This window comes from Paracoccus sp. SSK6 (genome assembly GCF_039770665.1).
Lineage (GTDB): Bacteria > Pseudomonadota > Alphaproteobacteria > Rhodobacterales > Rhodobacteraceae > Paracoccus.
The window spans coordinates 92,681-117,253 of sequence record NZ_JBDPNJ010000008.1 but is presented as its reverse complement, the minus strand read 5'-3'; the positions used below and the strand labels follow the sequence as shown (position 1 = coordinate 117,253).

Annotated in this window: 25 protein-coding genes; 15 read left to right on the top strand and 10 right to left on the bottom strand. The window is 66.3% G+C overall.

The features are described from left to right. The first annotated feature begins 93 nt into the window (after positions 1–93). The 5 genes from AAIL68_RS08105 to AAIL68_RS08085 all read left to right on the top strand — a co-directional run bounded on the left by AAIL68_RS08105 (position 94) and on the right by AAIL68_RS08085 (position 4,627). Entirely contained in the window at positions 94–1,287 is a 1,194-nt protein-coding gene (locus tag AAIL68_RS08105) for an MFS transporter (protein WP_347139234.1), read from the top strand. After that, entirely contained in the window at positions 1,280–2,317 is a 1,038-nt protein-coding gene (locus tag AAIL68_RS08100; RefSeq protein WP_347139233.1) for a glycosyltransferase family 4 protein, read from the top strand. Before AAIL68_RS08105 ends, AAIL68_RS08100 begins: the two co-directional genes overlap by 8 nt. Beyond that, the gene (locus AAIL68_RS08095; RefSeq protein WP_347139232.1) at positions 2,314–2,928 is read left to right on the top strand and encodes a glycosyltransferase family 29 protein; all 615 of its coding nucleotides are present in this window, start codon (positions 2,314–2,316) and stop codon (positions 2,926–2,928) included. Before AAIL68_RS08100 ends, AAIL68_RS08095 begins: the two co-directional genes overlap by 4 nt. A gap of 72 nt (positions 2,929–3,000) precedes the next feature. After that, on the top strand, positions 3,001–4,023 hold the full coding sequence (locus AAIL68_RS08090; protein ID WP_347139231.1) for an aspartate-semialdehyde dehydrogenase: 1,023 nt from the start codon (positions 3,001–3,003) through the stop codon (positions 4,021–4,023). Between the two features lie 4 nt (positions 4,024–4,027). Then, positions 4,028–4,627: a DedA family protein gene (locus AAIL68_RS08085; RefSeq protein WP_347139230.1), complete on the top strand. Its 600-nt coding sequence runs from the start codon at positions 4,028–4,030 to the stop codon at positions 4,625–4,627. A gap of 22 nt (positions 4,628–4,649) precedes the next feature. Here the strand turns inward: AAIL68_RS08085 and AAIL68_RS08080 are convergent, their stop codons facing one another. Continuing rightward, on the bottom strand, positions 4,650–5,297 hold the full coding sequence (locus tag AAIL68_RS08080; protein ID WP_347139229.1) for a carbonic anhydrase: 648 nt from the start codon (positions 5,295–5,297) through the stop codon (positions 4,650–4,652). Between the two features lie 141 nt (positions 5,298–5,438). Here AAIL68_RS08080 and AAIL68_RS08075 point away from each other — a divergent pair, with 141 nt between their 5' ends. From AAIL68_RS08075 to serB, 4 genes are all read left to right on the top strand, one after another. After that, the gene (locus AAIL68_RS08075; RefSeq protein ID WP_347139227.1) at positions 5,439–5,816 is read left to right on the top strand and encodes a hypothetical protein; all 378 of its coding nucleotides are present in this window, start codon (positions 5,439–5,441) and stop codon (positions 5,814–5,816) included. 332 nt (positions 5,817–6,148) lie between these two features. Then, the gene (locus AAIL68_RS08070; RefSeq protein WP_347139225.1) at positions 6,149–7,516 is read left to right on the top strand and encodes a leucyl aminopeptidase family protein; all 1,368 of its coding nucleotides are present in this window, start codon (positions 6,149–6,151) and stop codon (positions 7,514–7,516) included. Next, positions 7,513–8,355, top strand: coding sequence for an NlpC/P60 family protein (locus AAIL68_RS08065; RefSeq protein WP_347139224.1), 843 nt, complete (start codon positions 7,513–7,515; stop codon positions 8,353–8,355). Before AAIL68_RS08070 ends, AAIL68_RS08065 begins: the two co-directional genes overlap by 4 nt. A 25-nt stretch (positions 8,356–8,380) precedes the next feature. Further along, a complete protein-coding gene (serB, locus tag AAIL68_RS08060) occupies positions 8,381–9,259 on the top strand; it encodes a phosphoserine phosphatase SerB (RefSeq protein WP_347139223.1) in 879 nt (292 codons plus the stop codon). Here serB and AAIL68_RS08055 read toward each other — a convergent pair. Then, positions 9,249–10,250 carry a nitronate monooxygenase gene (locus AAIL68_RS08055; protein WP_347139222.1) on the bottom strand — a complete coding sequence of 334 codons (1,002 nt, stop codon included), beginning with the start codon at positions 10,248–10,250 and terminating at the stop codon, positions 9,249–9,251. The genes serB and AAIL68_RS08055 overlap by 11 nt on opposite strands. A gap of 109 nt (positions 10,251–10,359) precedes the next feature. On the opposite strand from AAIL68_RS08055, the gene AAIL68_RS08050 reads away from it, so the two are divergent. Beyond that, entirely contained in the window at positions 10,360–11,118 is a 759-nt protein-coding gene (locus AAIL68_RS08050) for a TSUP family transporter (protein WP_347139220.1), read from the top strand. Here AAIL68_RS08050 and AAIL68_RS08045 read toward each other — a convergent pair. Beyond that, positions 11,115–12,101, bottom strand: a complete 987-nt coding sequence (locus AAIL68_RS08045) for an asparaginase (protein ID WP_347139219.1) — start codon at positions 12,099–12,101, stop codon at positions 11,115–11,117. The two genes, AAIL68_RS08050 and AAIL68_RS08045, sit on opposite strands and share 4 nt — an antisense overlap. Before the next feature lie 153 nt (positions 12,102–12,254). Between AAIL68_RS08045 and AAIL68_RS08040 the strand changes: the two genes are divergently transcribed. Together AAIL68_RS08040 and rlmN are read left to right on the top strand one after the other, a co-directional pair. Next, a complete protein-coding gene (locus AAIL68_RS08040) occupies positions 12,255–12,779 on the top strand; it encodes an invasion associated locus B family protein (RefSeq protein WP_347139218.1) in 525 nt (174 codons plus the stop codon). A 134-nt stretch (positions 12,780–12,913) separates the two neighbouring features. Further along, positions 12,914–14,086: a 23S rRNA (adenine(2503)-C(2))-methyltransferase RlmN gene (gene rlmN, locus AAIL68_RS08035; protein WP_347139216.1), complete on the top strand. Its 1,173-nt coding sequence runs from the start codon at positions 12,914–12,916 to the stop codon at positions 14,084–14,086. Here the strand turns inward: rlmN and AAIL68_RS08030 are convergent. Beyond that, entirely contained in the window at positions 14,083–15,093 is a 1,011-nt protein-coding gene (locus AAIL68_RS08030) for a type I restriction endonuclease (protein ID WP_347139214.1), read from the bottom strand. The genes rlmN and AAIL68_RS08030 overlap by 4 nt on opposite strands. A 211-nt stretch (positions 15,094–15,304) precedes the next feature. Further along, positions 15,305–16,138: an LOG family protein gene (locus AAIL68_RS08025; protein ID WP_347139255.1), complete on the bottom strand. Its 834-nt coding sequence runs from the start codon at positions 16,136–16,138 to the stop codon at positions 15,305–15,307. 97 nt (positions 16,139–16,235) lie between these two features. Here AAIL68_RS08025 and dapD point away from each other — a divergent pair, with 97 nt between their 5' ends. Continuing rightward, the gene (gene dapD / locus AAIL68_RS08020) at positions 16,236–17,066 is read left to right on the top strand and encodes a 2,3,4,5-tetrahydropyridine-2,6-dicarboxylate N-succinyltransferase (RefSeq protein ID WP_347139212.1); all 831 of its coding nucleotides are present in this window, start codon (positions 16,236–16,238) and stop codon (positions 17,064–17,066) included. A gap of 6 nt (positions 17,067–17,072) precedes the next feature. Here dapD and AAIL68_RS08015 read toward each other — a convergent pair whose 3' ends face one another. After that, positions 17,073–17,741, bottom strand: coding sequence for a hypothetical protein (locus AAIL68_RS08015; protein ID WP_347139210.1), 669 nt, complete (start codon positions 17,739–17,741; stop codon positions 17,073–17,075). 30 nt (positions 17,742–17,771) lie between these two features. On the opposite strand from AAIL68_RS08015, the gene AAIL68_RS08010 reads away from it, so the two are divergent. Together AAIL68_RS08010 and carB are read left to right on the top strand one after the other, a co-directional pair. Further along, a complete protein-coding gene (locus AAIL68_RS08010; RefSeq protein WP_347139209.1) occupies positions 17,772–18,230 on the top strand; it encodes a YaiI/YqxD family protein in 459 nt (152 codons plus the stop codon). A gap of 545 nt (positions 18,231–18,775) precedes the next feature. Continuing rightward, positions 18,776–22,114, top strand: coding sequence for a carbamoyl-phosphate synthase large subunit (gene carB / locus AAIL68_RS08005; protein WP_347139207.1), 3,339 nt, complete (start codon positions 18,776–18,778; stop codon positions 22,112–22,114). A 23-nt stretch (positions 22,115–22,137) separates the two neighbouring features. Here carB and AAIL68_RS08000 read toward each other — a convergent pair whose 3' ends face one another. The 4 genes from AAIL68_RS08000 to AAIL68_RS07985 all read right to left on the bottom strand — a co-directional run bounded on the left by AAIL68_RS08000 (position 22,138) and on the right by AAIL68_RS07985 (position 24,167). Further along, entirely contained in the window at positions 22,138–22,614 is a 477-nt protein-coding gene (locus AAIL68_RS08000; RefSeq protein WP_347139206.1) for a hypothetical protein, read from the bottom strand. Beyond that, entirely contained in the window at positions 22,611–23,024 is a 414-nt protein-coding gene (locus AAIL68_RS07995) for a helix-turn-helix transcriptional regulator (RefSeq protein WP_347139205.1), read from the bottom strand. Before AAIL68_RS07995 ends, AAIL68_RS08000 begins: the two co-directional genes overlap by 4 nt. Further along, a complete protein-coding gene (locus AAIL68_RS07990) occupies positions 23,011–23,427 on the bottom strand; it encodes a hypothetical protein (RefSeq protein WP_347139203.1) in 417 nt (138 codons plus the stop codon). Before AAIL68_RS07990 ends, AAIL68_RS07995 begins: the two co-directional genes overlap by 14 nt. Positions 23,428–23,660: 233 nt before the next feature. Next, positions 23,661–24,167 carry a BrnA antitoxin family protein gene (locus AAIL68_RS07985; protein WP_347139202.1) on the bottom strand — a complete coding sequence of 169 codons (507 nt, stop codon included), beginning with the start codon at positions 24,165–24,167 and terminating at the stop codon, positions 23,661–23,663. Positions 24,168–24,573 lie beyond the last annotated feature (406 nt).

Sequence of the window (24,573 nt, the reverse complement as noted above, 5' to 3'; positions counted from 1 at the left end):
CCCGTCATGGGCTGGTCAAGTTGGCCTGCATTCCTGCGACGCCTTGCGCCCGGCGCGGCCTTGGCGCAGCCTCCGCCGCAACGGAGGGGTGGAATGCGCTGGATCCTGTCACCGGGACTGATGTCCCTTGTCCTTGGCTATACGCTCAGCCAGTTCTATCGTGCCTTCCTGGCGGTGCTGTCGCCGACGCTGGGGGCGGAACTGGGGGCGGGACCGGCCGATCTCGCGCTGTCCTCGGGGCTCTGGTACATCGCCTTCGCCGCCGTGCAGATCCCCGTCGGATGGGCGCTCGACCGCTTCGGCCCGCGCGAGACGGTGGCGGCGCTGCTGGGCCTTGGCGGTTGCGGCGGCGCGCTGGTCTTTGCGCTGGCCCAGGCGCCCTGGCACATCCATGTCGCCATGGCGCTGCTGGGCATCGGCTGCGCGCCGGTGATGATGGGCAGCTTCTTCATCTTCGCCCGCACCCTGCCCGCCGCCTCGATGAGTGCTGCGGGCGGCACGGTGGTGGGCATCGGATCGCTGGGCAACATGCTGGGGGCCGCGCCGCTGGTCTGGGTGATCGACGGGGTCGGCTGGCGCGCCGCGCTGGCGGGGCTGGCGCTTGTCACCCTGGCCGTGTCGCTGGCGATCCTGGCCCTGGTCCGCAATCCCGACAAGCCCGCGGGCCAACAGCGCCCGGCGCGGCTGCGCGACCTGCTGGCCGTGCGGGAACTGCGGCTGATCCTGCCGCTGCTGGGCGTGACCTATGCCGCATCCGCCTGCATCCGCGGCCTCTGGGCCGGTCCCTTCCTGTCCGAGGTTTACGGCGCCAGCGACAACCTGATCGGCTGGGTGACGCTGGGCATGGGGCTGGCGATGGTCGCGGCGAACCTGTCGCTGGGCCGGATCGTGCGCCTGATGGGGTCGGACAAGCGCACCTCGGTCGCCACTACGCTGCTGCTCTGCGCCGTGCTGGCGGGGCTGTGGCTGGGATCGGGCGGCAGCCTCTGGCTGTCGGCGGTGCTGCTGGTGATGGTCTGCATCTCGGACAGCTCCTATTCCCTGATCATGTCGCATGGCCGCGCTTTCCTGCCCCATCACCTGGTCGGGCGGGGGATCACCTTCATGAACATGGTCTCGATCTCGGGCGTGGGGATCATGCAGTTCCTGTCCCGCCCGGTCTATCTCTCCGCTTCGGACAGCCATCCGCCCGCCCAGGCCTACAGCCAGATCTTCCTGTTCTTCCTGGTGCCCTTGGCTATAGGTCTGCCGTTCTATCTGTTCAGCGCCGAGAAGCGTCATGCCTGATCCCCTGGTCATTGCCCCGAACCTCAAGCGCCGATTGTCGGGCGTCACCGCCACCGTGGTCCGGCTGATCCCGGTGCAGGCGCGGATGATCGCGATCCGCGCGACCGGCCCCGGCCTGCCGCCCCAGGTGCCGCATGTCCCGCTGTGGCGCGCCGCCCTGATGCCGCGCGACCGCTGGCGGGTGTGGCACGCGCGGCGCAACACGGAAATGGCGCTGGGACTGATCCTACGGCGGGTGTTGCGGCGCAGATACCGGCTGCTGTTCACCTCCGCCGCGCAGCGCCGCCATACCGGATTCACCAAATGGCTGATCCGCCAGCAGGACGCGCTTGTCGCGACCTCGGAGAAGGCCGCCAGCTATCTGGACCGCCCCGCCACGGTGGTGATGCACGGGGTGGACACGGCGATCTTCCACCCCCCCACCGACAAGGCTGCGCTGCGCCGCGAGCTTGGGCTTGATCCCGACGCCGTGCTGATCGGCTGCTTCGGCCGGGTGCGCGCGCAGAAGGGCGTCGATCTGCTGGTCCGCGCCGGGCTGCGGCTGCTGCCGGATCGCCCGCGCGCCCAGATCGTCTTCACGGGCCGCATCACCCCCGACAACCGCGCCTTCGCCGACGGGTTGCTGGCCGAGATCCGCGCGGCGGGCTTGCAGGACCGCATCCGCTTCCTGGGCGAGTTACCCTGGGACCAGGTGGTGCGCCATTACCAGGCGCTGGACCTGTTCGCCGCCCCCGCCCGATGGGAGGGTTTCGGCCTGACCCCGCTGGAGGCCATGGCCTGCGGCGTGCCCACCGTGGCCGCCCGCGTCGGCGCCTACGAGACGCTGATCCGCGACGGCGTCACCGGCAGCCTTGTGCCCCCCGACGATCTCGACGCGCTGACCGGGGGCCTGCGCCGCTGGCTGGACGATGACGCCGCACGCGAGGCCGCAGGCCGGGCCGCCCGCGATCATGTGGCGACGAACCACGCCATCGAAGGCGAGGCCCGCGCCCTGGTCGCGATCTATCAAGACCTGCTGGCCCGGCCATGAACAAGCTGCAATTTTACACCGCCCGACTGCTGCGCGATGAACCCGCGCTGCAATCCCTTTCCGTCCCGCAAGGCAACCTGCTGGCGGATCTGGAGGGCAAGGCGCTCGCCCTGATCGGCAATGCCCGCTCGCTGGCCGAAGGACGCCAGGGCGCGGCCATCGACGCCGCCGACCTGGTGATCCGCATCAACCGCGCGCCCATGCCCGCGCCGGAAAGCCACGGCACGCGCACCGACTGGCTGGCGCTGGCCGTGCGGCTGCCCGATCAGGACCGCGCCCGCCTGTCGCCCGCGCGCCTGTTGTGGATGTCGCCCAAGCGCAAGCGGCTGGACTGGCAAACGGCCACCAGCCCCGGCTTCTATCTGCATCCGCTGGAAGATTACCGCGCGCTGAAGGACCGCCTTGCCGCGCCGCCCACCACGGGGGCGATGATGATCGACCTGCTGCTGCGCGCGCCCCTGTCCAGCCTCACGCTCTACGGCTTCGACTTCTTCGCCAGCCAGAGCCTGTCTGGCCGCCGCACCGCCGACCAGGTGCCGCATGACTTCGGGGCCGAGGCCGCCTGGGTGGAGGATCGGAGCCGGACGGACGGGCGGCTGCGCCTGGCCTGAGGCCCTCCCCCTTCCCTTGCAGCCCTGGTTGCGCTAAACGCACACGACCGCCAGAAAAGGAGTCCCAAGGAGATGGGCTACAAAGTCGTCATCGCCGGCGCCACCGGGAACGTGGGCCGCGAAATGCTGAACATCCTGGAGGAACGCCAGTTCCCCGTGGACGAGATTGCCGCGCTGGCCTCGCGCCGGTCGCAGGGCACCGAGGTCAGCTTTGGCGACAAGACCCTCAAGGTGAAGGATATCGAGCAGTTCGACTTCACCGGCTGGGACATCGCGCTCTTCGCCATCGGCTCGGACGCGACCAAGCTTCATGCCCCGCGCGCTGCGGCTGCGGGCTGCGTGGTGATCGACAACTCCTCGCTCTACCGCTACGACCCCGAGATCCCGCTGATCGTGCCGGAGGTGAACCCGGATGCGATCCACGATTACAAGAACAAGATGATCATCGCGAACCCCAACTGCTCGACCGCGCAGATGGTGGTGGCGCTGAAGCCGCTGCATGACCGCGCGCGCATCAAGCGCGTCGTCGTGTCCACCTATCAGTCCGTCTCGGGCGCCGGGAAGGAGGGCATGGACGAGCTGTGGGACCAGACCAAGGGCATGTATGTGCCGGGTCAGGAAGTCGCGGCCAAGAAGTTCCAGAAGCAGATCGCCTTCAACGTGATCCCGCAGATCGACGTCTTCCTGGACAGCGGCGATACCAAGGAAGAATGGAAGATGACGGCCGAGACGAAGAAGATCCTCGACCCCGCCATCAAGGTCACGGCGACCTGCGTGCGCGTACCGGTCTTCGTCGGCCATTCCGAATCCATCAACATCGAGTTCGAGGATTTCCTGGACGAGGACGAGGCCCGCGACATCCTGCGCGAGGCGCCGGGCATCCTGGTCGTGGACAAGCGCGAGCCGGGCGGCTACACCACGCCGGTCGAATGCGTGGGCGATTTCGCCACCTTCGTCAGCCGCATCCGCCAGGATGTGACCGTTGAAAACGGCCTGAACCTGTGGTGCGTCAGCGACAACCTGCGCAAGGGCGCGGCGCTGAACGCCGTGCAGATCGCCGAACTGCTGGGCAACCGCGTCCTGAAAAAGGGCTGAGCGGGTGTTCGACTGGATCGCCGGCTTTCTGGACAGCGGCGGGGCGGTGGCGATCGCCGCCCTCATGCTTCTGGAAAACGTCTTCCCGCCGATCCCGTCCGAACTCATCATGCCGCTGGCGGGCTTCAACGCCGCGCGCGGCGGCACGCCCCTGTGGCTGGCGATCCTGGCCGGGGGCCTGGGCTCGCTGGCGGGGGCCTGGCTGTGGTATCTGGTCGGCCGCGCCTTTGGCGCCCACCGGATGCGCCGCCTGATCGCAAGCCACGGCCGCTGGCTGACCCTGACCCCGTCCGAATTCGAGGCGGCCGAGGGCTGGTTCCGCCGCCATGGCCGCAAGATCGTGTTCTTCGGCCGCTTCATCCCCACGGTGCGCACGCTGATCTCGATCCCCGCCGGGATCGAGCGGATGCCGCAGGGGCAGTTCCTGCTCTATACCGGGCTTGGCAGCTTCATCTGGTCGGGGGGGCTGGCGCTTGCGGGCTATCTGCTGGAAGACCAGTACGAACGCGTCGAACACTGGATCGACCCGCTGTCCACGGCGGTCGTGATCGGCATCGTCGCGCTGTATCTGTGGCGCGTGATCCGCTGGAAGCCCGACGCCTGACCGGCGCCGGGCGCAGCCGGGATCAGACCTCCACCCAGGCCCTGCCGCCGTCGATGGCCTGGACCAGCGTGCCTTCGCTGATGTCGTGGACCAGGCCATGGATCGTCATCTGCCCCGATTCGACGGCCTCCTTCACGAAGGGGAAGGTCATCAGGTTCTCGATCGACACCAGCACGGCCTCGCGTTCCAGGGCGGCGATCTGCTGGTCCTCGGGCAGATCCTTCACGCGGTCATATCCGGGGCGCAGGACATCCATCCAGCGGCCGACGAAGCTGGTCTTTTCCTCAAGCTCGGGCGCGCGGCCCGAACACATGGCATGGCAGCCCGCCACGCCCCCGCAGCTTGTGTGGCCCACCACGATCAGATGCGCGACCTTCAGCGCCTGCACCGCGTATTCCACGGCAGCGGACGTGCCATGCTGCAACCCGTCAGGCGCATAGGGCGGCACCAGGTTGGCGATGTTGCGGTGGATGAAGAACTCGCCCGAATCGGCGCCGAAGATGCTGGTGACGTGGACGCGGCTGTCGCAGCAGGAAATCACCATGGCGCGCGGGCGCTGTCCGTCGGTGGCCAGGCGGCGGTACCAAGCGCTGTTTTCGGAATAGGACGTGGCTTTCCAGCCATGGAAGCGGCCGACCAGATATTGCGGCAGGGGACGGATGTTATGCATGTCTCACCTTTCTTGTCCCGCCGGTTGATAGGGCGTGATTGAAACAAATTCGAGCGATTTCTTCCGGCGGCGGCAAGCCTTTCTTCACGGCAAGGGGTCATGGTGACCGGACTGGACGTGCAAGGAAAAAGGTAAGGGCAGATGGCACAGATCACGGCATTGGCCGTTTCCGAGCCGGTTCGGGTCGATTCCCGCCGCGTGGGCGACATCGTGACCGAGCTTGGCGAAACGGCGGCGCAGAACGTCATCGGGCTGGCCTTGGAACAACTGGCGGGCGCGCTGACGGCCGCCGACCGCGCCATCCGCGACGCCGACCTGCCCGAGGCCGGGCGCCAGTGCGACCTGCTGGCGCGGCTGGCCTGGCAGATCGGGCTGTTGTCGCTGGCGGGCGTGGCGATGGATCTGGGCGCTTGCACGGAGAGGCGCGACCCCGTTGCGGTCGGAGCCATCCACGCCCGGCTGATGCGGGTGGGGAACCGTTCGCTCACGGCGATCTGGGACCGGACGGGGCTGGGATAGGACGGATCAAGATCCAGGGCAGGAAACTCAGCACGGGCGGACCAGGAAACGCATGCGTTTCCCCGCCCGCGTGACCGGGTGCCGCCAGAGACGTTGCCATTCCGCGACCACGAGAGGCCAGCGCCCGACCCGGTGGGCGAGAAGCGCCCGCCGGGTCGGGCGCTGGCCGGGCTTTTGAAGCCCGGCGGCGTTGGTGGCTATGGAGTCACGTGGCGAAGGCGATGGCCTTCGCCAGAAAGAAGCCAGCACAGCCGGGATTGCCCCCGCAACCCAGGCTTGCGGGCCCGACCGCAAGTTGTAGTCTGGCGCGCGGACAGACAAGGACCACCCCCATGACCCCCAACTTCGCCCCCGACACCGCCGATGCCCTGCCGCTCTGGGCCGTGTGGAAGGGCGATCCCTTGGCCGAGCAGGCAGGCCCCTGGCCCGCCGCCAGCGGCTTTTCGGCCAAGCTGGGCGAGATCTGCCTGCTGCCCAACCCCTCGGGCGAGGTGGCGGGGGCCTTGCTGGGCCTTGGCGACCGGGCGCAGGCCAGCCGCCACCGCTTCGTTCTGGCCCATGCGACCGCCCTGCCGCGCGGCAGCACCTGGCGCCCCATCCTGCCCGACGGGCTTGACCGGGACGAAGCCGCGCTGGCCTTGCTGCTGGGCCAGTACCGCTTCACCCGCTACAAGGGCGCGGCCTATGACGGCCCGCAGTTCACCTGCCCCGAAGGCGTCGATGCCGCCCGCATCCGCGCGCAGGCGGCGGGCGAATTCCTGACCCGCGACCTCATCAACACGCCCGCAAACGACATGGGGCCGGTTGACCTGGAAGACGCGGCCCGCGCCCTGGCGGGCGAGATCGGCGCCGCGATCACCGTCACCGCCGGCCCCGATCTGCTGGACGCCAACCTGCCGATGATCCACGCGGTCGGCCGCGCCGCCGAACAGGCGCCCCGGCTGATCGACATCCGCCTGGGCACGACCGGCCCGCGCCTGACCATCGTCGGCAAGGGTGTCTGCTTCGATACGGGCGGGCTGGACATCAAGCCCCCGGCCTCGATGGCCCTGATGAAGAAGGACATGGGCGGGGCCGCGACCGCGCTTGGCCTGCTGAAGATGCTGGCGCCGACCGGCGCGGTCCAGCGGATGCAGATCCGGGTGCTGCTGCCGGTCGTGGAAAACAGCGTCTCGGCCACTTCCTTCCGGCCCGGCGACGTGCTGACCAGCCGCAAGGGCCTGACGGTCGAGGTGAACAACACCGATGCCGAAGGCCGCCTGATCCTGGCCGATGCCTTGGCGCTCGGGGCCGAGGAGAAGCCCGAGCTGATGATCTCGCTGGCAACGCTGACGGGCGCGGCGCGGGTGGCGCTTGGCCCCGACCTGCCGCCCTTCTATTGCGACGACGATGCCACGGCGGATGCGCTGTCCCGCGCCGCGATGGCCGTGCGCGATCCCCTGTGGCGGATGCCCTTGTGGGACGGCTACGAATCGCAGATCGAACCGCCCATCGCCGATCTGGACAACGCCCCCTCGGGCGGCATGGCCGGGTCGGTCACGGCGGCCCTGTTCCTGCGCCGCTTTGCCGAAGGCGCCGGGCGCTATGTCCACATGGACATCTATGGCTGGCAGCCCGTGCTGGCGCCGGGTCGCCCCAAGGGCGGCCTGGGCCAGGGCGCCCGCGCCATCCTGGCGGCCTTGCCCGGGATCCTCGCATGACCCTGGACCGCCGCCTGACCCCCGCCACCGACCGCGTCGCCCTGGAATCCCTGTGTGGCGTGATCGAACGGCCCGCCTATACGCCGGGCCACCCTGCCCGCCTGATCGCGCCCTTGGCCGACCTGATGACCGCGCCCGATGGGCGGCGCGACCGGCAGGTGAATTTCGGAGCCGATGTCACGGTGATCGAGACCCGCGGCGACTGGTGCTTCGTCCAGGCGGATCTGGACGGCTATTGCGGCTGGCTGCCCGCCGCTGCCTTGGGCACTGACCTGCCGCCCATCACCCACCGGGTGACGGCGCCCGCCACCCATGTCTATTCCGCGCCCGACATAAAGCAGCGGGAACAGGCCAGCTTGTCCATCGGCGCGCGCCTGTCCGTCACCGGGATCGAGGGGCGCTTTGCCCGGCTGGCCAGCGGCGGCTTCGTCCCCGTCCAGCATATCGGCGACAGGCCCGCCGCCGATCCGGTGCCGGTCGCCGAAAGCCTGCTCGGCACGCCCTATCTCTGGGGCGGCAACAGCCGCTTTGGCATCGACTGTTCCGGCCTTGCCCAGGCGGCGCTGACGGGTTGCGACATCGCCTGCCCCGGCGACAGCGACCTGCAGCGCGACGCCTTCCCGGCGGTGGAGGACATCCGGCGCGGCGACCTGCTGTTCTGGCCGGGCCATGTCGCCCTGGCGATGGGGCCCGACCGGATGATCCACGCGACGGCCTTCGCCATGGCGGTGATCATCGAACCCATTCCCGAGGCCATCGCCCGCATCGACGCGGCGGGCCAGGGCCCGTTCCTGGGCATCCGCCGCCCGCCTCTGGCGCAACCCGCCGCCTTGGCCTAGACCGCCGCCAAAGGAGGCCTGGCCCATGTTCACCGTTTCGCTGATCGCATCGCCCCTGCGCGCCAACCTGACCGAAGTCCTGGCCCAAGGCCTGGCCGACCGCTGGAACGGCGGGCCGCTGCGCTGGCTCAATCCCGGTGTCGCGGCCGAGTTCGACGTGGAGGCCCATCCCGCCGATTTTGACGACACCTGGGCCGAGTTCCAACAACAGACGCTGGACCTCGCGATTCAGCCCGCCCAAGGGCGGCGCAAGGCGATCCTTCTGGCCGACATGGATTCCACCATGATCGGGCAGGAATGCATCGACGAGCTGGCCCATGTCGCGGGCGTCGGCCCCCGCGTGGCCGACATCACCGCCCGCGCCATGAACGGGGACCTGGATTTCCACGGCGCCCTGACCGAGCGCGTGTCGCTGCTGGCGGGCCTGCAGGACAGCGTGATCGCGGATGTGCTGGCCTCTCGCATCACGCTGGCCTCGGGCGGGGCAGAACTGGTGGCGACGATGCGCGCCCATGGCGGTTATGCGGCGCTGGTCTCGGGCGGCTTCACCGCCTTTACCGAGGCCATCGCCGACCGTCTGGGCTTCGACGAACACCGCGCCAATACCCTGCTGGCCGAAGGGGGCCTGCTGACCGGCCATGTCGGCACGCCGATCCTGGGGCGAGAGGCGAAGGTCGAGGCACTTGAGGAGATCGCCGCCGCGCGCGGCCTGACCCCCGCCGATGTGATCGCCGTGGGGGACGGCGCGAATGACCTGGGCATGATCCAGTTGGCCGGGACCGGGGTGGCGCTGCACGCCAAGCCCTCGGTCGCGGCGCAGGCGCCCATCCGCATCAACCACGGCGACCTGACGGCGCTGCTGTATCTGCAGGGCTACTCGGTCGGCGATTTCGTCACGGGCTGATCGCCAGCACCGTTTCCGCAGCCGGACGCGCGACGCTGGCCGCAGCCCCCGTTCCGGCCCAGAAGGCGCCGTATCCGCTGTCGCCCTGCGCCAAGGCGGCGGCGTTCAGCGCCTTGCCGATGTCGTAAGCCAGCGGGTAGTCCGCCGCCTCCCCATCGTCGATGGCGGTGAAGTCGTTGACCAGGCACCGCGCCGGTCGCCCCGAGATCGCCCGCGTCATCGCCGTCCGCCCACCTGACAACGCCGCGCGATGCGGGGCGGAAGTCGCCGCCTCGGGCGCGCGCAGGAAGGCCGTGCCGCATTGCACGGCGGACGCGCCTGCCTCCACCGCCGCGCGGGCCGCCGCCCGGTCCATGATCGCGCCGGCCGCGACCACCGGCAGGCCCAGCGGCAGCAGCGCCCGAACCAAGGCCGCGTGATCCAGCCGTTCGTCCGGCCCGTCGGGGTCGAAGATGCCGCGATGCCCGCCCGCCTCATAGCCTTGCGCCACGATCGCGTCGAAACCGGCGTCCCGGATCGCCTGCCCCTCGGCCAGCGAGGTCGGGGTGGCCCACAACAGGCACCCCGCCCCCTTCAGGGCCGCGATCTGGTCGGGGGTCGGCAGGCCGAAATGGCAGCCGACGATGGCAGGCCGTTCCGCCAGCAGCACCGACAGCATGGCATCGTTGCCCCGAAAGCTGGGATAGATTTCGGACAGCGTGGCGGGCGGCGTTGCCCCGAATCGCTGGAACTCGGGCCGCAGCCTTTCGATCCAGCCTGCCTCGCGCTCCGCATCGCGGACCGCAGGCGCATGGCAGAACAGGTTGACCCCGAAGACCCGGTCGGTTCCCTGCCGCACCACGCGGATCGCGCTGCCCGCGCCTTCCGCATCCAGCGCGCCAAGCGCCACGAAGCCCAGGCCCCCCGCCTTGCAGACCGCCACCGCCAGTTCCGGCGTCGAGGTTCCCGCCATCGGCGCCTGCACCACCCGGTGCGCCAGTTGATCGAACATGATCCCTCCCTTTCACTTTGGTGCAAATATCCCACGGGGGACCGGGGGTGTGAAACCCCCGGCTTTCCTTTCCTTTACAAAGCCCGGCCAAAGGCACATGGCGCCCCTCATGCTGGACCTGTCCCTCGAGCTTTTCGCCCTCCTCGCCGCCGCCGGTTTCGCGGCGGGCTTCATCGATTCCATCGCGGGCGGCGGCGGGCTGATCACGCTCCCCGCGCTGATGCTGGCCGGGATCCCGCCCGCGCAGGCGCTTGCCACGAACAAGGTCCAGGGCGTCTTCGGCGCCGCAACCGCAGCCGTCAGCTATGCCGCGCGCGGCCTTGTCGACCTGCGCAGCCAGTGGAGATCGGCGCTGATCGCGGGCGTGGCAGGCGCCTTGGGCGCCGCCCTTGTCAGCCATCTTCCGACCGACAAGCTGCGGCTGGTCCTGCCGGTGATCCTGATCGCCATCGCCGCCTTCTTCGCGCTGAAGCCGGGACTGGACGACAGGGACCGGGCGCAGCGCGTGGCCCCCGGCGCCTTCGCGCTGACGGCGGTGCCGCTGGTCGGCTTCTATGACGGGCTGCTGGGACCGGGGGCGGGGTCGTTCTACATGATCGCCTTCGTGGCGCTTGCCGGTTACGGCGTGCTGAAGGCGACCGCCCATACCAAGATGCTGAACTTCGCCTCGAACCTGGGCGGTCTCCTGGCCTTCGCGCTGGTGGGCCAGCCCTTGTGGTGGCTTGGCATCACCATGGGCGCGGCGCAGATCGCGGGCGCCGCCCTGGGATCGCGGCTGGCCAGCCACATCGGCGCGCGGCTGATCAAGCCGCTGCTGGTCGCCACCTCGACGGCGCTGGCGCTGCGGCTGATCTGGCAGATGATCTAGGCGGGAAAGCCCGGCGCGGTCCGCATCTCTCCGGTCACCAGCCCGCGCCAGTTGCGGATCGGGTCGGTCAGGAAGCGCCCCACCGCCGGGTCGTTTTCCGCCAGCACGCCCAGATGGACCAGCAGCGCGGTGATCGCCGCCTCGGCCGCGCGGGTGCCTCCATCCGTCACCTTCAGCGCGACGCCCAGGCCCTGGTCGGGCAGGATCGCCACGAAGACCGCCTCGGCCCCGGTCTTGGCGGCGACGCGCCCGCCCATGGCCCGCATCAGGATCGTGCAGGCCCGCCCCTCGCCGGCGACCATCTCGGGATGGGCGCGCATCGCATCGACCAGCCGCCGCATTGCCTGCCCCCGCCGGTCGATGCCCGGATCGGCAAAGGTGGCCATCGCCCGGCCCAGCCCCGCCAGCGAACAGGACCAGTTCGGGGCCGAACAACCGTCGATGCCGTAACCGGGGCTCACCTCGCCCGTCACCTCCTCGAAGGCGGCCTTCACGGCCTGCTGCACGGGATGGCCGGGCTCCACATATTCCGGCCCGCCACGCAGGTGCCGGCTCAAGGTCAGGAAACCTGCGTGCTTGCCCGAACAGTTGTTGTGCAACTGGCAGGGGGCCGTGCCGCCGCAGGTCAGGCGGCGGTTTTCATCGGCGTCGCGCGGCATGTGGCAGCCGCAGCGCAGGTCGGGTTCGCCCAGGCCCAGCCCCCGCAGCCACTGGTCCACCGCATCCACATGCATCCGCGCCCCGCTGTGGCTGGCGCAGGCCAGCGCCAGTTGCCGGTCGGACAGCCCCGCTGCATCGGCCGCGCCGCTTTCGACCAGGGGCAGCGCCTGGATCATCTTGCAGGACGACCGGGGAAAGACGATGGCGCCCGGACGCCCCCAGGCCTCGACCACGCCCTTGGTGTCGCAGATGACGGCGTCGCCGCAATGCAGGCTTTCGCGCTGCCCGCCGCGCCACAATTCGACCAGTTCCGCTGACCGCATCGCCTGTCCCCCCTGACAATTGCGCGATTTCCTGCCTTGCGCTCTTTCTCGCGCGATGATTTTGGCTATCGTGACCGCAGATGGTTGAAAAGACCACGGCAATCGGGAAAAACGCCCCCTGATGTGGCGAAACCTATGGCAGGAGGCCAGAGCATGACCAACACCACGCTGCGCGGCGTGACCGCCGCCCTAGCCCTGACCCTGGGCCTGGGGGCCGCCGGGGCGCAGGAATCCACCAATGTCGTCGCGACCGAAGGCGACTGGACCGTCTTCGCGGCGGAAAACCCCAAGGAATGCTGGGCCGTCTCGCCGCCCAAGGCCACGCAGAACACCGACGCGAACGGCGCCCCGCGCGAGGTGACGCGCGGCGACATCCGCCTGTATGTGGCCTATCGCCCCGGCCAGAACGGCGAGGTCAGCTTCAGCGGCGGCTACCCCTTCGCCCCCGACAGCACGGTCGAGGTCGATATCGGCGGCAACAAGTTCAACCTGTTCACCGAAGGCGAAAGCGCCTGGACCGGCAGCGCGGCCGAGGACCAGAAGCTGATCGCGGCCCTGCGCGGCGGGTCGAACGCGGTCATCACGGGTCGGTCGTCGCGCGGCACCGTGACCAAGGACACCTTCAGCCTGGCGGGCATCACGGCGGCCACGAACACGGCCAAGTCGCGCTGCCAGTAAACGCAGCGGCGGGGGTTTCACACCCCCGCACCCCCGTGGGATATTTGGACACAGAAGATGCAGCAGGGCCGGGTTGATTTTCGGCCCCGTTTCGCTTATCTGCGGGTCTTTCGCCCCCCAGACCGGTATCTGCCATGAACGCGCCCATCACGCAGGATGTCCTGACCCTTCCCCGCAAGCTGCCGGACAGCGGGCGGGTGAACATCGTCGGGCTGACGCGCGACCAGTTGCGCGATGCCCTGATCGCGGCGGGCACGCCCGAAAAGCAGGCCAGGATGCGCGTTGGACAAGTCTGGCAGTGGATCTATCACTGGGGCGTGCGCGATTTCGCGCAGATGTCGAACTTGGCCAAGGACTATCGCGCCCTGCTGGCTGACAGGTTCGAGATCACCCTGCCCGAGATCGTCACCCGCCAGATCAGCGCCGACGGCACCCGCAAATACCTGGTCCGCATCGCCGGCGGCCACGAGGTCGAGACCGTCTATATCCCCGAGGAAGGGCGTGGTACGCTGTGTGTCTCCAGCCAGGTCGGCTGCACGCTGACCTGTTCCTTCTGCCACACCGGCACGCAGAAGCTGGTGCGCAACCTGACCGCCGGGGAAATCGTCGGCCAGTTGATGCTGGCCCGCGACGACCTGGGCGAATGGCCGGTCCCCGGCGCGCCCAAGGACGAAACCCGGCTGGTCAGCAACATTGTCCTGATGGGCATGGGCGAGCCGCTGTATAATTTCGACGCCGTGCGCGACGCCATGCGCGTCTGCATGGACAACGAGGGGCTGTCGCTCTCGCGCCGCCGCATCACGCTGTCTACCAGCGGCGTGGTGCCCGAGATCGCGCGGACGGCCGAGGAGATCGGCTGCCAGCTTGCCGTCAGCTTCCACGCCACGACCGACGAGGTCCGCAACGTCCTGGTGCCGATCAACAAGCGCTGGAACATCGCCACCCTTCTGGACGCCCTGCGCGACTACCCCCGCCTGTCGAACAGTGAGCGGATCACGTTCGAATACGTGATGCTGGCGGGCGTGAACGACAGCGACGAGGACGCGCACCGGCTGGTGGAGTTGATCCGCGGCATCCCCGCCAAGATCAACCTGATCCCCTTCAACGAATGGCCCGGCGCGCCCTACAAGCGGTCCAGCAACAACCGCATCTATGCCTTCGCGGACATCATCTACAAGGCCGGTTACGCCAGCCCGATCCGCACGCCGAGGGGCGAGGACATCATGGCCGCCTGCGGGCAGCTGAAGTCGGCGACCGAGCGGGGGCGGAAGAGCCGGGCGGAGATTGCGGCGGAGGTGGTGGGTTAGGCATAAGCCCTGATAGCGGCTTCGATAGCCTCGGCGCTTTGATAAATATCGGCAGGGGACGCAATTTTGATACGCGTCTCCTTCTTCTCGGCATCAAAAAGACCGAGGTTCTTGGTCGTTGCCGAGTTGAAGTACAGCCGACAGATTGGACGCCGATTGTTGTCGTCCATCAAGATTGCGCAATAGCTTTTTGAATCTCGCATTGTAATACGTTCTACAGGAACGATTTTTGCACCTATAGCACGGACGATCATGAACCCTTCGCGCTCTTCGTCTGTGGTGAACACCTCATTGTCGTTAGCGGGCTCCTCTGGCACCGGGCTTACCTGTGTGGCGCTTTCAGGGCGGAACGTAATACTTAGACGGTCTTGAATGCGGTCACGCACCAGATCATCCAACGCGGCTTGGATTGCAGGCTTCAGTTGTTCTGCGACAGACTTGGTTATCGAGCCCTCGTGAATCTGCCGGCCGATAAGCCGAATGAAATCGTCGTCAGGTTCCTCCATCTGCCTCTTCAGATAAGCGGCAGCCGCACTGGTATACTTCAAATTGGATGCAGCTTCTATGATGGCATCAATAGCAAAACGTCCCTTTTGAAATCTTGCAAGCTCCTCCACTTGCGCCGCATCGTGCTTTTGGAAATCAAATGTGAAAAATGGTTTTTTATCCATCTTGTTCGGCTCGTCCGTGTCGGAAAAAAACCACGCTTCCCGACCATTGGTAAGAATCGCGAGCCGCGCTTCCGTCACGTGAAAATATCGAAAAAGTTGGCTAAATTGAGTGTCCCTTAGTTTGCAAGATATTGGCTTAACCTCCACCAGCATGGCGATGGTGCCATCTATCTTCAGGGCAAAGTCGACCTTTTCCCCTTTTTTTACCCCGACATCTGCGATGAATTCCGGTACGACCTCTTCAAGATTGAAGACATCAAAGCCAAGCGCTTGAAGAAACGGCATTACAACAGCTGTCTTGGTTGCCTCTTCTGTCAGCGCCTGACGCTCTGCCATCTTGGAGCGCGCCGCCAATGCCTCAACCACATCTGCAAAGTTAGTCTTTGTCTTCCCTATCGTTCAACGCAGCCAGGTGGTGACAACCGGGTCAGCCCAACACCCTCTGATTGTAGATGTTAGGCATAAATCCGCCTACTTGTATAGGCCTGATGACAAAGAAAAGCCTTAAGAATAGTGTGACTACAGGTGCTTAGACAGCATGACGGGTTTACACCTTCCCCCACCCATCGATGATCTCCACCGCCTCCCGCGCCGTCTCGACATAGCGGAACAGGTCCAGATCCTCGTCCGAGATCGTCCCGGCCTCGGCCAGGCCCTTCCAGTTGATGATCCCCTCCCAGAACTCGCGCCCGAACATCAGGAAGGGCACGCGGGCCATGCGGCCGGTCTGGATCAGGGTCAGGGCCTCGAAGGTCTCGTCCAAGGTGCCGAAGCCGCCGGGGAAGATGGTGACCGCCCGCGCGCGCATCAGGAAATGCATCTTGCGGATCGCGAAATAGTGGAAGTTGAAGCACAGCTCGGGCGTCACATAGACGTTCGGCGCCTGCTCGTGCGGCAGCACGATGCCAAGGCCGATGGACTTGCCGCCGACCTCGTGCGCGCCCAGGTTGCCCGCCTCCATCACGCCAGGGCCGCCGCCGGTGGTGATGACGAATTCGCGCCCGCCGGTCTCCAGGCTGCGCCGGGTCATTTCCTGCGCGAAGAGCCGCGCTTCCTCGTAATAGGCCGACAGCTTCGCCAAGGTGGGCGTCCGCGCCAGGCCCGCGTTTTCCGGCGACGGGATGCGCGCGCCGCCGAACATCACCACGGTGGATTCCACCCCGGCCTCGTCCAGCAGCATCTGCGGCTTCAGCAGCTCCAGTTGCAGGCGGACCGGGCGCAATTCTTCCCGCAGCAGGAAGTCGCGGTCGGTGAAGGCCAGGCGGTAGGCGGGGGCGCGGGTCTGGGGCGTGTCGGGGATCTGCTTCTCGCGGGCCGCGTCCTCCTCGCTGTGGGGAAAGGGATAGGCGCGGTCTTCGGCGGTCTTGGTCGCGTCGTTCATCGGATCCTCGGATTGCACGGCCTTGGATTGCACGGGCCTTGCCCCCGGCATATAGCCCCGGTGAACCAGTTTCCACCCGCCGCAGGAGAAGGCCCCCATGATGCACGCCCCCCAAGCACTTGAGACCGCCATCGAGGCCGCGTGGGAAGCCCGCGCCGACATCGACAGCGCCACCACCGGCTTCGTGCGCGAGGCGGTCGAGGAAACCCTGGCCCAGCTTGACAGCGGCGCCCTGCGCGTGGCCGAGAAGCGCGGCAACGACTGGCACGTGAACCAGTGGGCGAAGAAGGCCGTGCTCCTGTCCTTCCGCCTCAACGACATGGAGGAGATGGCGGGCGGCCCGCAGGGGTCGAACTGGTGGGACAAGGTGCCGACCAAGTTCGAAGGCTGGGGCGACAATCAGTGGCGCGCGGCCGGTTTCCGCGCGGTGCCGGGCGCCATCGTGCGTCGCAGCGCCTTCATCGGCAAGGGCGCGGTGCTGATGCCCTCCTTCGTGAACCTGGGCGCCCATGTGGGCGAGGGCACGATGGTCGATACCTGGGCCACGGTGGGTTCCTGCGCGCAGATCGGGAAAAACGTCCACCTGTCGGGCGGCGTCGGCATCGGCGGCGTGCTGGAGCCCCTGCAGGCCGGCCCCACCATCATCGAGGACAACTGCTTCATCGGCGCGCGCTCCGAGGTGGTCGAGGGTTGCATCGTCCGCGAAGGCTCGGTCCTGGGCATGGGCGTGTTCATCGGCCAGTCCACCAAGATCGTGGACCGCGAGACGGGCGAGGTCATGTATGGCGAGGTTCCCGCCGGATCGGTGGTCGTCGCGGGCTCCATGCCGTCGAAGAACGGCGTGAACCTCTATTGCGCGGTGATCGTCAAGCGGGTGGACGCGCAGACGCGCTCCAAGACCTCGATCAACGAATTGCTGCGCGACTGACCAGCCTCACCCGGGCCCTGCCAGGGTGCGGGCGACATCGTCCGCCAGCCTGTCCAGATACTCGCCCCGCCACTTGTGCCACATGTTGCTGGCAGGCGGGGCGAGGCTGGGGATCGGATAGACCGTAACGCCCGCGACGCCGGCGGAAATCACGGTCTCTGCGCTGCCCGGCGGACCAGGCAGAGGGGTATCCAGAACATCCGACAGGTCATCAAGCGTTGCCGATCCATGCGCGATGATGACCCGAGGGCGGATCAACTCAAGCAGAACCGCGAAGATTTCCTTTCCGCGATGCTTCCCGCCCTTGTGCTCGGCCCTGCCAAGATCGCCGCTCATCCGCGATGAGTAGCAGATCACGTTCGTCTCGACAGTGCGGCTTACACCCTTTCCGGCAAGGATGCCCACCAAGGCATCGGAATTGCGTCTGGTTGGCGACGGTGAACCTGCGATCCGGTCATGGAGCCCCCGGCATGACCGGCCGTTACGATTGAAGAGCGCGTCGATATAGTCATCCTGCGATCCCACTTGATCCACAGGATACCCATTCTTCTGATTGCGCCCTACGATGAACACCTCAACCGTCGCCGGGTCGGTGTCCGCGGTCATCCATGGGCGTGGATATTGTCCGTTGATCGGCGTGGTAAGCCGCCGGATCTCGCGCTCAAGACTGTTCATAATGTCCATTGCTGCTGAAAAAGGAATGCCGTGACACGATTATTCATCGACGCCGACGCCTGCCCGGTCAAGGCCGAGGCCGAGCGCGTGGCGACGCGCCTCAAGGTGCCGATGGTGCTGGTCTGCAATGGCGGGCTGCGGATGCCCGCCAATCCGCTGGTGACCCTGAAGATCGTGGCCGAAGGCCCGGACGAGGCCGACAAGTGGATCGCCGAGCAATGCGGGCCGGGGGATGTGGTGGTCACGGGCGACCTGCCGCTGGCCGACCGCTGCCTCAAGGCCGGCGCGCAGGTGCTGCGCCATGACGGCGAGGCCCTGACGCTTGCCAATATCGGGCCGCGGCTGGCGACCCGCGACCTGATGGCCGACATCCGCGCGGCCGACCCCTTCCATCAGGGCGGGGGCGCGATGTTCGGCAAGGCGGACCGGGCGCGATTTCTGCAAGCGCTGGACCGGGCGCTGACAATGGCGCTGCGGGTGGTGCGTTAGGCGGCACGGGCAACGGGCGGCACAAGGAAACGCATCGCGCTTCCCCGCCCGCGTGTGGCGGTGCCATCGGAAACGGTCCCACTCTCGTCTCCGAGAGGCCGACGCCCGCCGGGGGCAGGGCGGGCAAAAACCATCGGTCGAACGGGCGGGATCAGGAAACATATATGTTTCCCCTGCCCGCATGATCGGGTTCCATCAGAAGCGGTCCCGCCCAAGCCCCCGATAGGCCGGCGCCCGCCGGTGGCGGGGCGGGCGCTGCCGGGCTTTTGAAGCCCGGCGGCCTAGGTAGCAACCGCATCGCGTGGCGAAGGCCATCGCCTTCGCCAATTCGGCCCAGATCCCTGTCTGTGCCCCAAGGCAGGCACGGCTGCTGGTCCGCCCCCCCAAACCGCGACACGGATTTCAGCCCCATGCGCCGGGCACACCCCCCGCCCACCCAGCAAGGCACATATCTGCCCTTCCCACCTTGCGCCCCGACTGCGCATGGCTATAACCCCGGACGATTTATCTGCCGCCCCCGCAGCCGCCCCCGAAGGACCAGACCCATGCCGAAAAGAACCGATATCAAGTCGATCCTGATCATCGGCGCAGGCCCCATCGTGATCGGCCAGGCCTGCGAGTTCGACTATTCCGGCGCCCAGGCCTGCAAGGCGCTGCGCGAGGAAGGCTATCGGGTCATCCTGGTCAACTCGAACCCCGCGACGATCATGACCGACCCGGAAATGGCCGACGCCACCTATATCGAGCCGATCACCCCCGAGATCGTCGAGAAGATCATCGCCAAGGAACGCCCCGACGCGCTGCTGCCGACCATGGGCGGGCAGACCGGGCTGAACACCGCGCTGGCCCTGGCCGACATGGGCGTTCTGAACCGCTACGGCGTGGAGCTGATCGGCGCGCAGCGCGCCGCCATCGAGATGGCCGAGGACCGCAAGCTGTTCCGCGAGGCGATGGACCGGATCGGGCTGGAAAACCCCAAGGCCACCATCGTCGCCGCGCCGAAGCTGTCCAGCGGCAAGTACGACATCAACGCGGGCGTCCAGCAGGCGATGGAGGCGCTGGAGGAGATCGGCCTGCCCGCCATCATCCGCCCCGCCTTCACCCTGGGCGGCACCGGCGGCGGCGTGGCCTATAACCGCGACGACTATGAACGCATCGTGCGGTCGGGCCTGGATGCCTCGCCCGTGGCGCAGGTGCTGGTCGATGAAAGCCTGCTGGGCTGGAAGGAATACGAGATGGAGGTCGTGCGGGACCGCAACGACAACGCCATCATCGTCTGCTCGATCGAGAACGTCGATCCGATGGGCGTCCACACCGGCGATTCGGTCACCGTGGCCCCGGCGCTGACGCTGACCGACCGCGAATACCAGATCATGCGCAACGGCTCCATCGCCGTGCTGCGCGAGATCGGCGTGGAAACCGGCGGCTCGAACGTGCAATGGGCGATCAACCCGGCTGACGGCCGCATGGTCGTGATCGAGATGAACCCGCGCGTCAGCCGTTCGTCCGCGCTGGCCTCCAAGGCCACCGGCTTCCCCATCGCCAAGATCGCCGCCAAGCTGGCCGTGGGCTATACCTTGGACGAACTCGACAACGACATCACCAAGGTCACGCCTGCGTCGTTTGAACCGTCCATCGACTATGTCGTGACGAAGATCCCGCGCTTTGCGTTCGAGAAGTTCCCCGGATCGAAGCCCGAGCTGACCACCGCCATGAAATCCGTGGGCGAGGTCATGGCCATCGGCCGGTCGTTCCACGAATCGCTGCAAAAGGCGCTGGCCTCGATGGAGAATGGCCTGACCGGCCTCGACGAAATCGCCATCGAAGGCGCCGCCGAGCAGGGCAAGCCCGCCGTGATCGCCGCCCTGTCCCGCGCCACCCCCGACCGCATCCGCATCATCGCCGAGGCGATGCGCTTCGGCATGACCGATGACGAGATCGGGCGCGTCACCAGCTTCGACCCCTGGTTCCTGTCCCGCCTGCGCGAGATCGTGGACGCCGAGAACACCGTCCGCGCGAACGGCCTGCCCACTGATGCTGAAGGCCTGCGCGCGCTCAAGATGATGGGCTTCACCGATGCCCGCCTGGCCCACCTGACCGGCCGCACTGAGTCCGACATCCGCCGCGCCCGCCGCAACGCCGGCATCCTGCCCGTCTTCAAGCGCATCGACACCTGCGCCGCCGAATTCGAGGCCCAGACCCCCTACATGTATTCCACCTACGAATCGCCCGCCATGGGCGACGTGGAATGCGAATCCCGCCCTACCGACGCGAAAAAGGTCGTGATCCTTGGCGGCGGCCCCAACCGCATCGGCCAGGGGATCGAGTTCGACTATTGCTGCTGCCATGCCTGCTTCGCGCTGACCGACGCGGGCTACGAGACCATCATGGTCAACTGCAATCCCGAAACCGTCTCGACCGACTACGACACCTCGGACCGGCTGTATTTCGAACCCCTGACGCTGGAACACGTCCTCGAAATCCTGCGCGTGGAGCAGGAAAACGGCACGCTCCACGGCGTCATCGTCCAGTTCGGCGGCCAGACGCCCCTGAAATTGGCCAACGCGCTGGAAGCCGAAGGCATCCCGATCCTGGGCACCACCCCCGACGCCATCGACCTGGCCGAAGACCGCGAACGGTTCCAGAAACTGCTGAACGACCTGGGCCTGCGCCAGCCCACCAACGGCATCGCCAGCAGCGCCGAACAGGCGCTTGCCATCGCCGGGCAGGTCGGCTTCCCGCTGGTCATCCGCCCCTCCTATGTCCTGGGCGGCCGGGGGATGGAGATCGTGCGCGACATGGACCACCTGCGCCGCTACATCACCGAAGCCGTCACGGTCAGCGGCAAGAACCCCGTCCTGCTCGACAGCTACCTGTCCGGCGCGATCGAGGTCGATGTGGACGCCCTCTCCGACGGCGACACCGTCCATGTCGCTGGCATCATGGAGCATATCGAGGAAGCCGGCGTCCATTCGGGCGACTCGGCCTGCTGCCTGCCGCCGCACACGCTGGACGCCGCCACCATCGACGAGCTGAAGCGCCAGACCGTCGCCATGGCCCGCGCCCTGCATGTGGTGGGCCTGATGAACGTCCAGTTCGCGATAAAGGACGGCGCCATCTACGTGCTGGAGGTCAACCCCCGCGCATCCCGCACCGTGCCCTTTGTCGCCAAGGCCACCGACAGCGCCATCGCGTCGATCGCCGCGCGGCTGATGGCGGGCGAATCCATGGCGAACTTCCCCGCCCGCGCGCCCTATCCCGCAGGCGTGGGCCCCGAGGACGACCTGCCCTTCGCCGACCCCCTGACGCTGGCCGATCCCCTGACCCCCTGGTATTCCGTGAAGGAGGCCGTGCTGCCCTTTGCCCGCTTCCCCGGCGTCGACACGCTGCTGGGGCCGGAAATGCGCTCCACCGGCGAAGTCATGGGCTGGGACCGCAACTTCGCCCGCGCGTTCCTCAAGGCGCAGATGGGCGCGGGCACCCACCTACCCGACGCGGGCCGCGTGTTCCTGTCCGTGAAGGACGCCGACAAGACCGACGCCTTGGCGGGGGCCGCCCGCGACCTGCTGGCGATGGGCTTTTCGCTGGTGGCGACCGGCGGCACGGCGGATTTCCTCGCCGAAGCGGGGGTCGAGGCCGACCGCGTGAACAAGGTCTATGAAGGCCGCCCGAACATCGTGGACCGCCTGAAGAACGGCGAGATCGCGATGGTCCTGAACACCACCGAAGGCGCCCAGGCTATCGCGGATTCGCGCGAAATCCGGGCCGTCGCGCTCTACGACAAGATCCCGTATTTCACCACGGCTGCGGGGAGCATCGCCGCGGTTGCGGCGATCAAGTCGCGGGGTGAGGGGGAAGTCGGGGTAAGGGCGTTGCAGGGTTAGTAGGAGAGCGCGTTGCGCTCTCCTTAATCCACTCGGTCAATCAGTGACGGGAGTGGTGGCAGCGCTAAACCAGAAGCGCTTGATGTCGATGAAAAGAATGCTCGAAAGTAAGGGTAACTGGTAAACCGAGCAAGTTTCTCAAAATAAAGGCGCGCGTACTGCTCCTCAGCGTCCTTTAGGCCGCTGTAAAGCAGAACGTATTCAACCTTCAAATTCAGTAGCGTCGTTCGACCGCTCTTTATCTGAGCATGCCACTGGTAAGCGCCTATGAGCGTTCCAGTTTCGTAATCGAAATTGCAATTTTTAGGCTTACCGAGAAATGACTGACGAGTACCATCCTCGTCGACAATCGCAGGAAAGATGTCCGGCAACTTAACGTCATAGCTGCTCTTTGACATGAATATGTCGTTCAGCCGAGCATTTTGCGCGACTTCAGCATAGGCGCTTGGATCGAAGTCATCCGATCCAAACCGAACCACTTCAGTAGCCTCGCTATTCATGCCGCCGCCCGGGTTTGCGGAAACTTATTGATGTTCGCAGTATGGTCCTGCCAAGCAGAATTAGACCGCCGAGACTCTCTCACACGCGCTCTCATCGGATCTACGAGCAGTTCTCGCTTCTTGAGCAGGTTCTTGTACTCAGCCTTTCGCACAAGCTCAAACTCTTCACCAAGCGCATGGCAGATCCGGCCAATCGTCTTGATGGTGAGATTCGCATTAGTGTCGCTGAGAATTTGCGAAACCCGCGCCAAAGAAACACCAAGGCGTTCGGACAAATCCTTTTTGCTGACACCGCCCTCGATCATCGCTTTTTGCAATGCAAACTGAACAGAGAGGAGAAGGCTTTGGATATAATCTTCACGCTCTTCGCTGCTGTCGATGTTCTGAAGGATGTCGTTAACGTTCGCCATCATAGCTCCCTAGCGCTTGCGCTATTCTTTTAAGTTGCTCTTGGTCTGCTTGATCCCGCTTTTTTCTAGCGCCCTCAATCACCAAGAACATTTTATTTCCACAAATAAAGCCGCCATATAGTCGAAGTTGATGCGCCTTTACTGCGTAGACTTTCTTCTTTGATCCGTCTTTCTTTCCGGTTGGGAGGGAGCACTCCTGCCGAAATTGTTCGTTACTTGTGACCCCTTGTAGTCCATAGTCGCATAGCCTTCCCAAGATACGGTTAAGCTGCTTCACCTTCGGTCGGTCGTTCCTGCTTTCTAACACTAAGAATTCGACAGAAGCAGAGGAAAACCAGACTTCACACATGGTGCCGCTGGCTTCTAGCTTCTGAAATCCTTGGTCTTCAAGCCACGTTGACACTTAAGATATACCTTAACTCTCGCTTCAGACATAGGTTCATTTGATGGCCTTGCCAAGACGGTTGTACAACCTTCTTGCCCTTCACATCCCATTCCGCTTCATCATCTCCTCTTGCAGCCCCCTCCTACCCCTCTCGCTGATCCAGCGGGATCCTCCATGGGCACCCCGCCTCACTGTCCAAGGGGGAAACGCAGCAGGCGAAGGGCGGGCATTAGCTTCCAAGTCACCCCCCTTCACCCCAATCCATTCCTCTCCCGCATCTCCGCCATCAGCGCCTCCCGCCCGGCCTTCGAGATCCCCGCTTCCCCCATCGGCACGCCGCCCGCGCGCGGGGTGCCCTCGGCGCCCAGGGCCGCGTCATACTCCCGCTGGATGTCGCCGAACTCGGGGCGGCGGCCGTCCAGCAGCGCCTCCTCCCGGCGGGACAGATAGTCCATCGTCTCGCCCCCGCGGATCACGCCCGCCAGCCGCGCGTGCATCCAGGCCGACAGCAGCCGGTTCACCCGCACCTGCCAGTCCGGCCCCATCGACCGGAAGAACGCCACCACCTCATTGTCCAGCCGCAGCGTCACCCGCGTCTTGGCGGGCGTGGGCTTCTGCTTCGCGATCTCGTGCCATTCGTCGGGGATCCGCATCCGGTCCAGGATCGTGCTGTGCAGATCCCATTCCAGCATCCGCATGGCATCCGCCATGTAGTGGTAATTCACCCGCCGCGCCGCCTCGGCCTTCGTCACCGCCATTCGCCCGCACTCCTTGCCGCCCACGGGCAAAAGTGGCGAACCGAGGTTAACGCGGCCTTAACCGACCGTGCGTTGTCGGTGTACGCGCTGTGCATCCCCTGTGCACGCGCTGCACGTCAACAACATCAGGCCACCGCCCCCCAACCCACATCCTGCGCAGAACCGTAGCCGATCAGTCCAAGCTCAAGCAGGCGGTGGAAATCGGGCGGTTACGCTGAACCCAGACAACCCTCATACTGCCATCCAAATCCCGCAGCGCTGCCGCCAGTCGCAATCCCGACTGCCCGCCTCAGTATCACCTGCAAGGAATGCTGGCGCTGCCCCGCCTAAAGGAGGTCATCCCTTGCTCAGCGAACCGGAGCAACAGTCTGATCCCATAATCTTATGAAAGTTAAACTACTGAGAG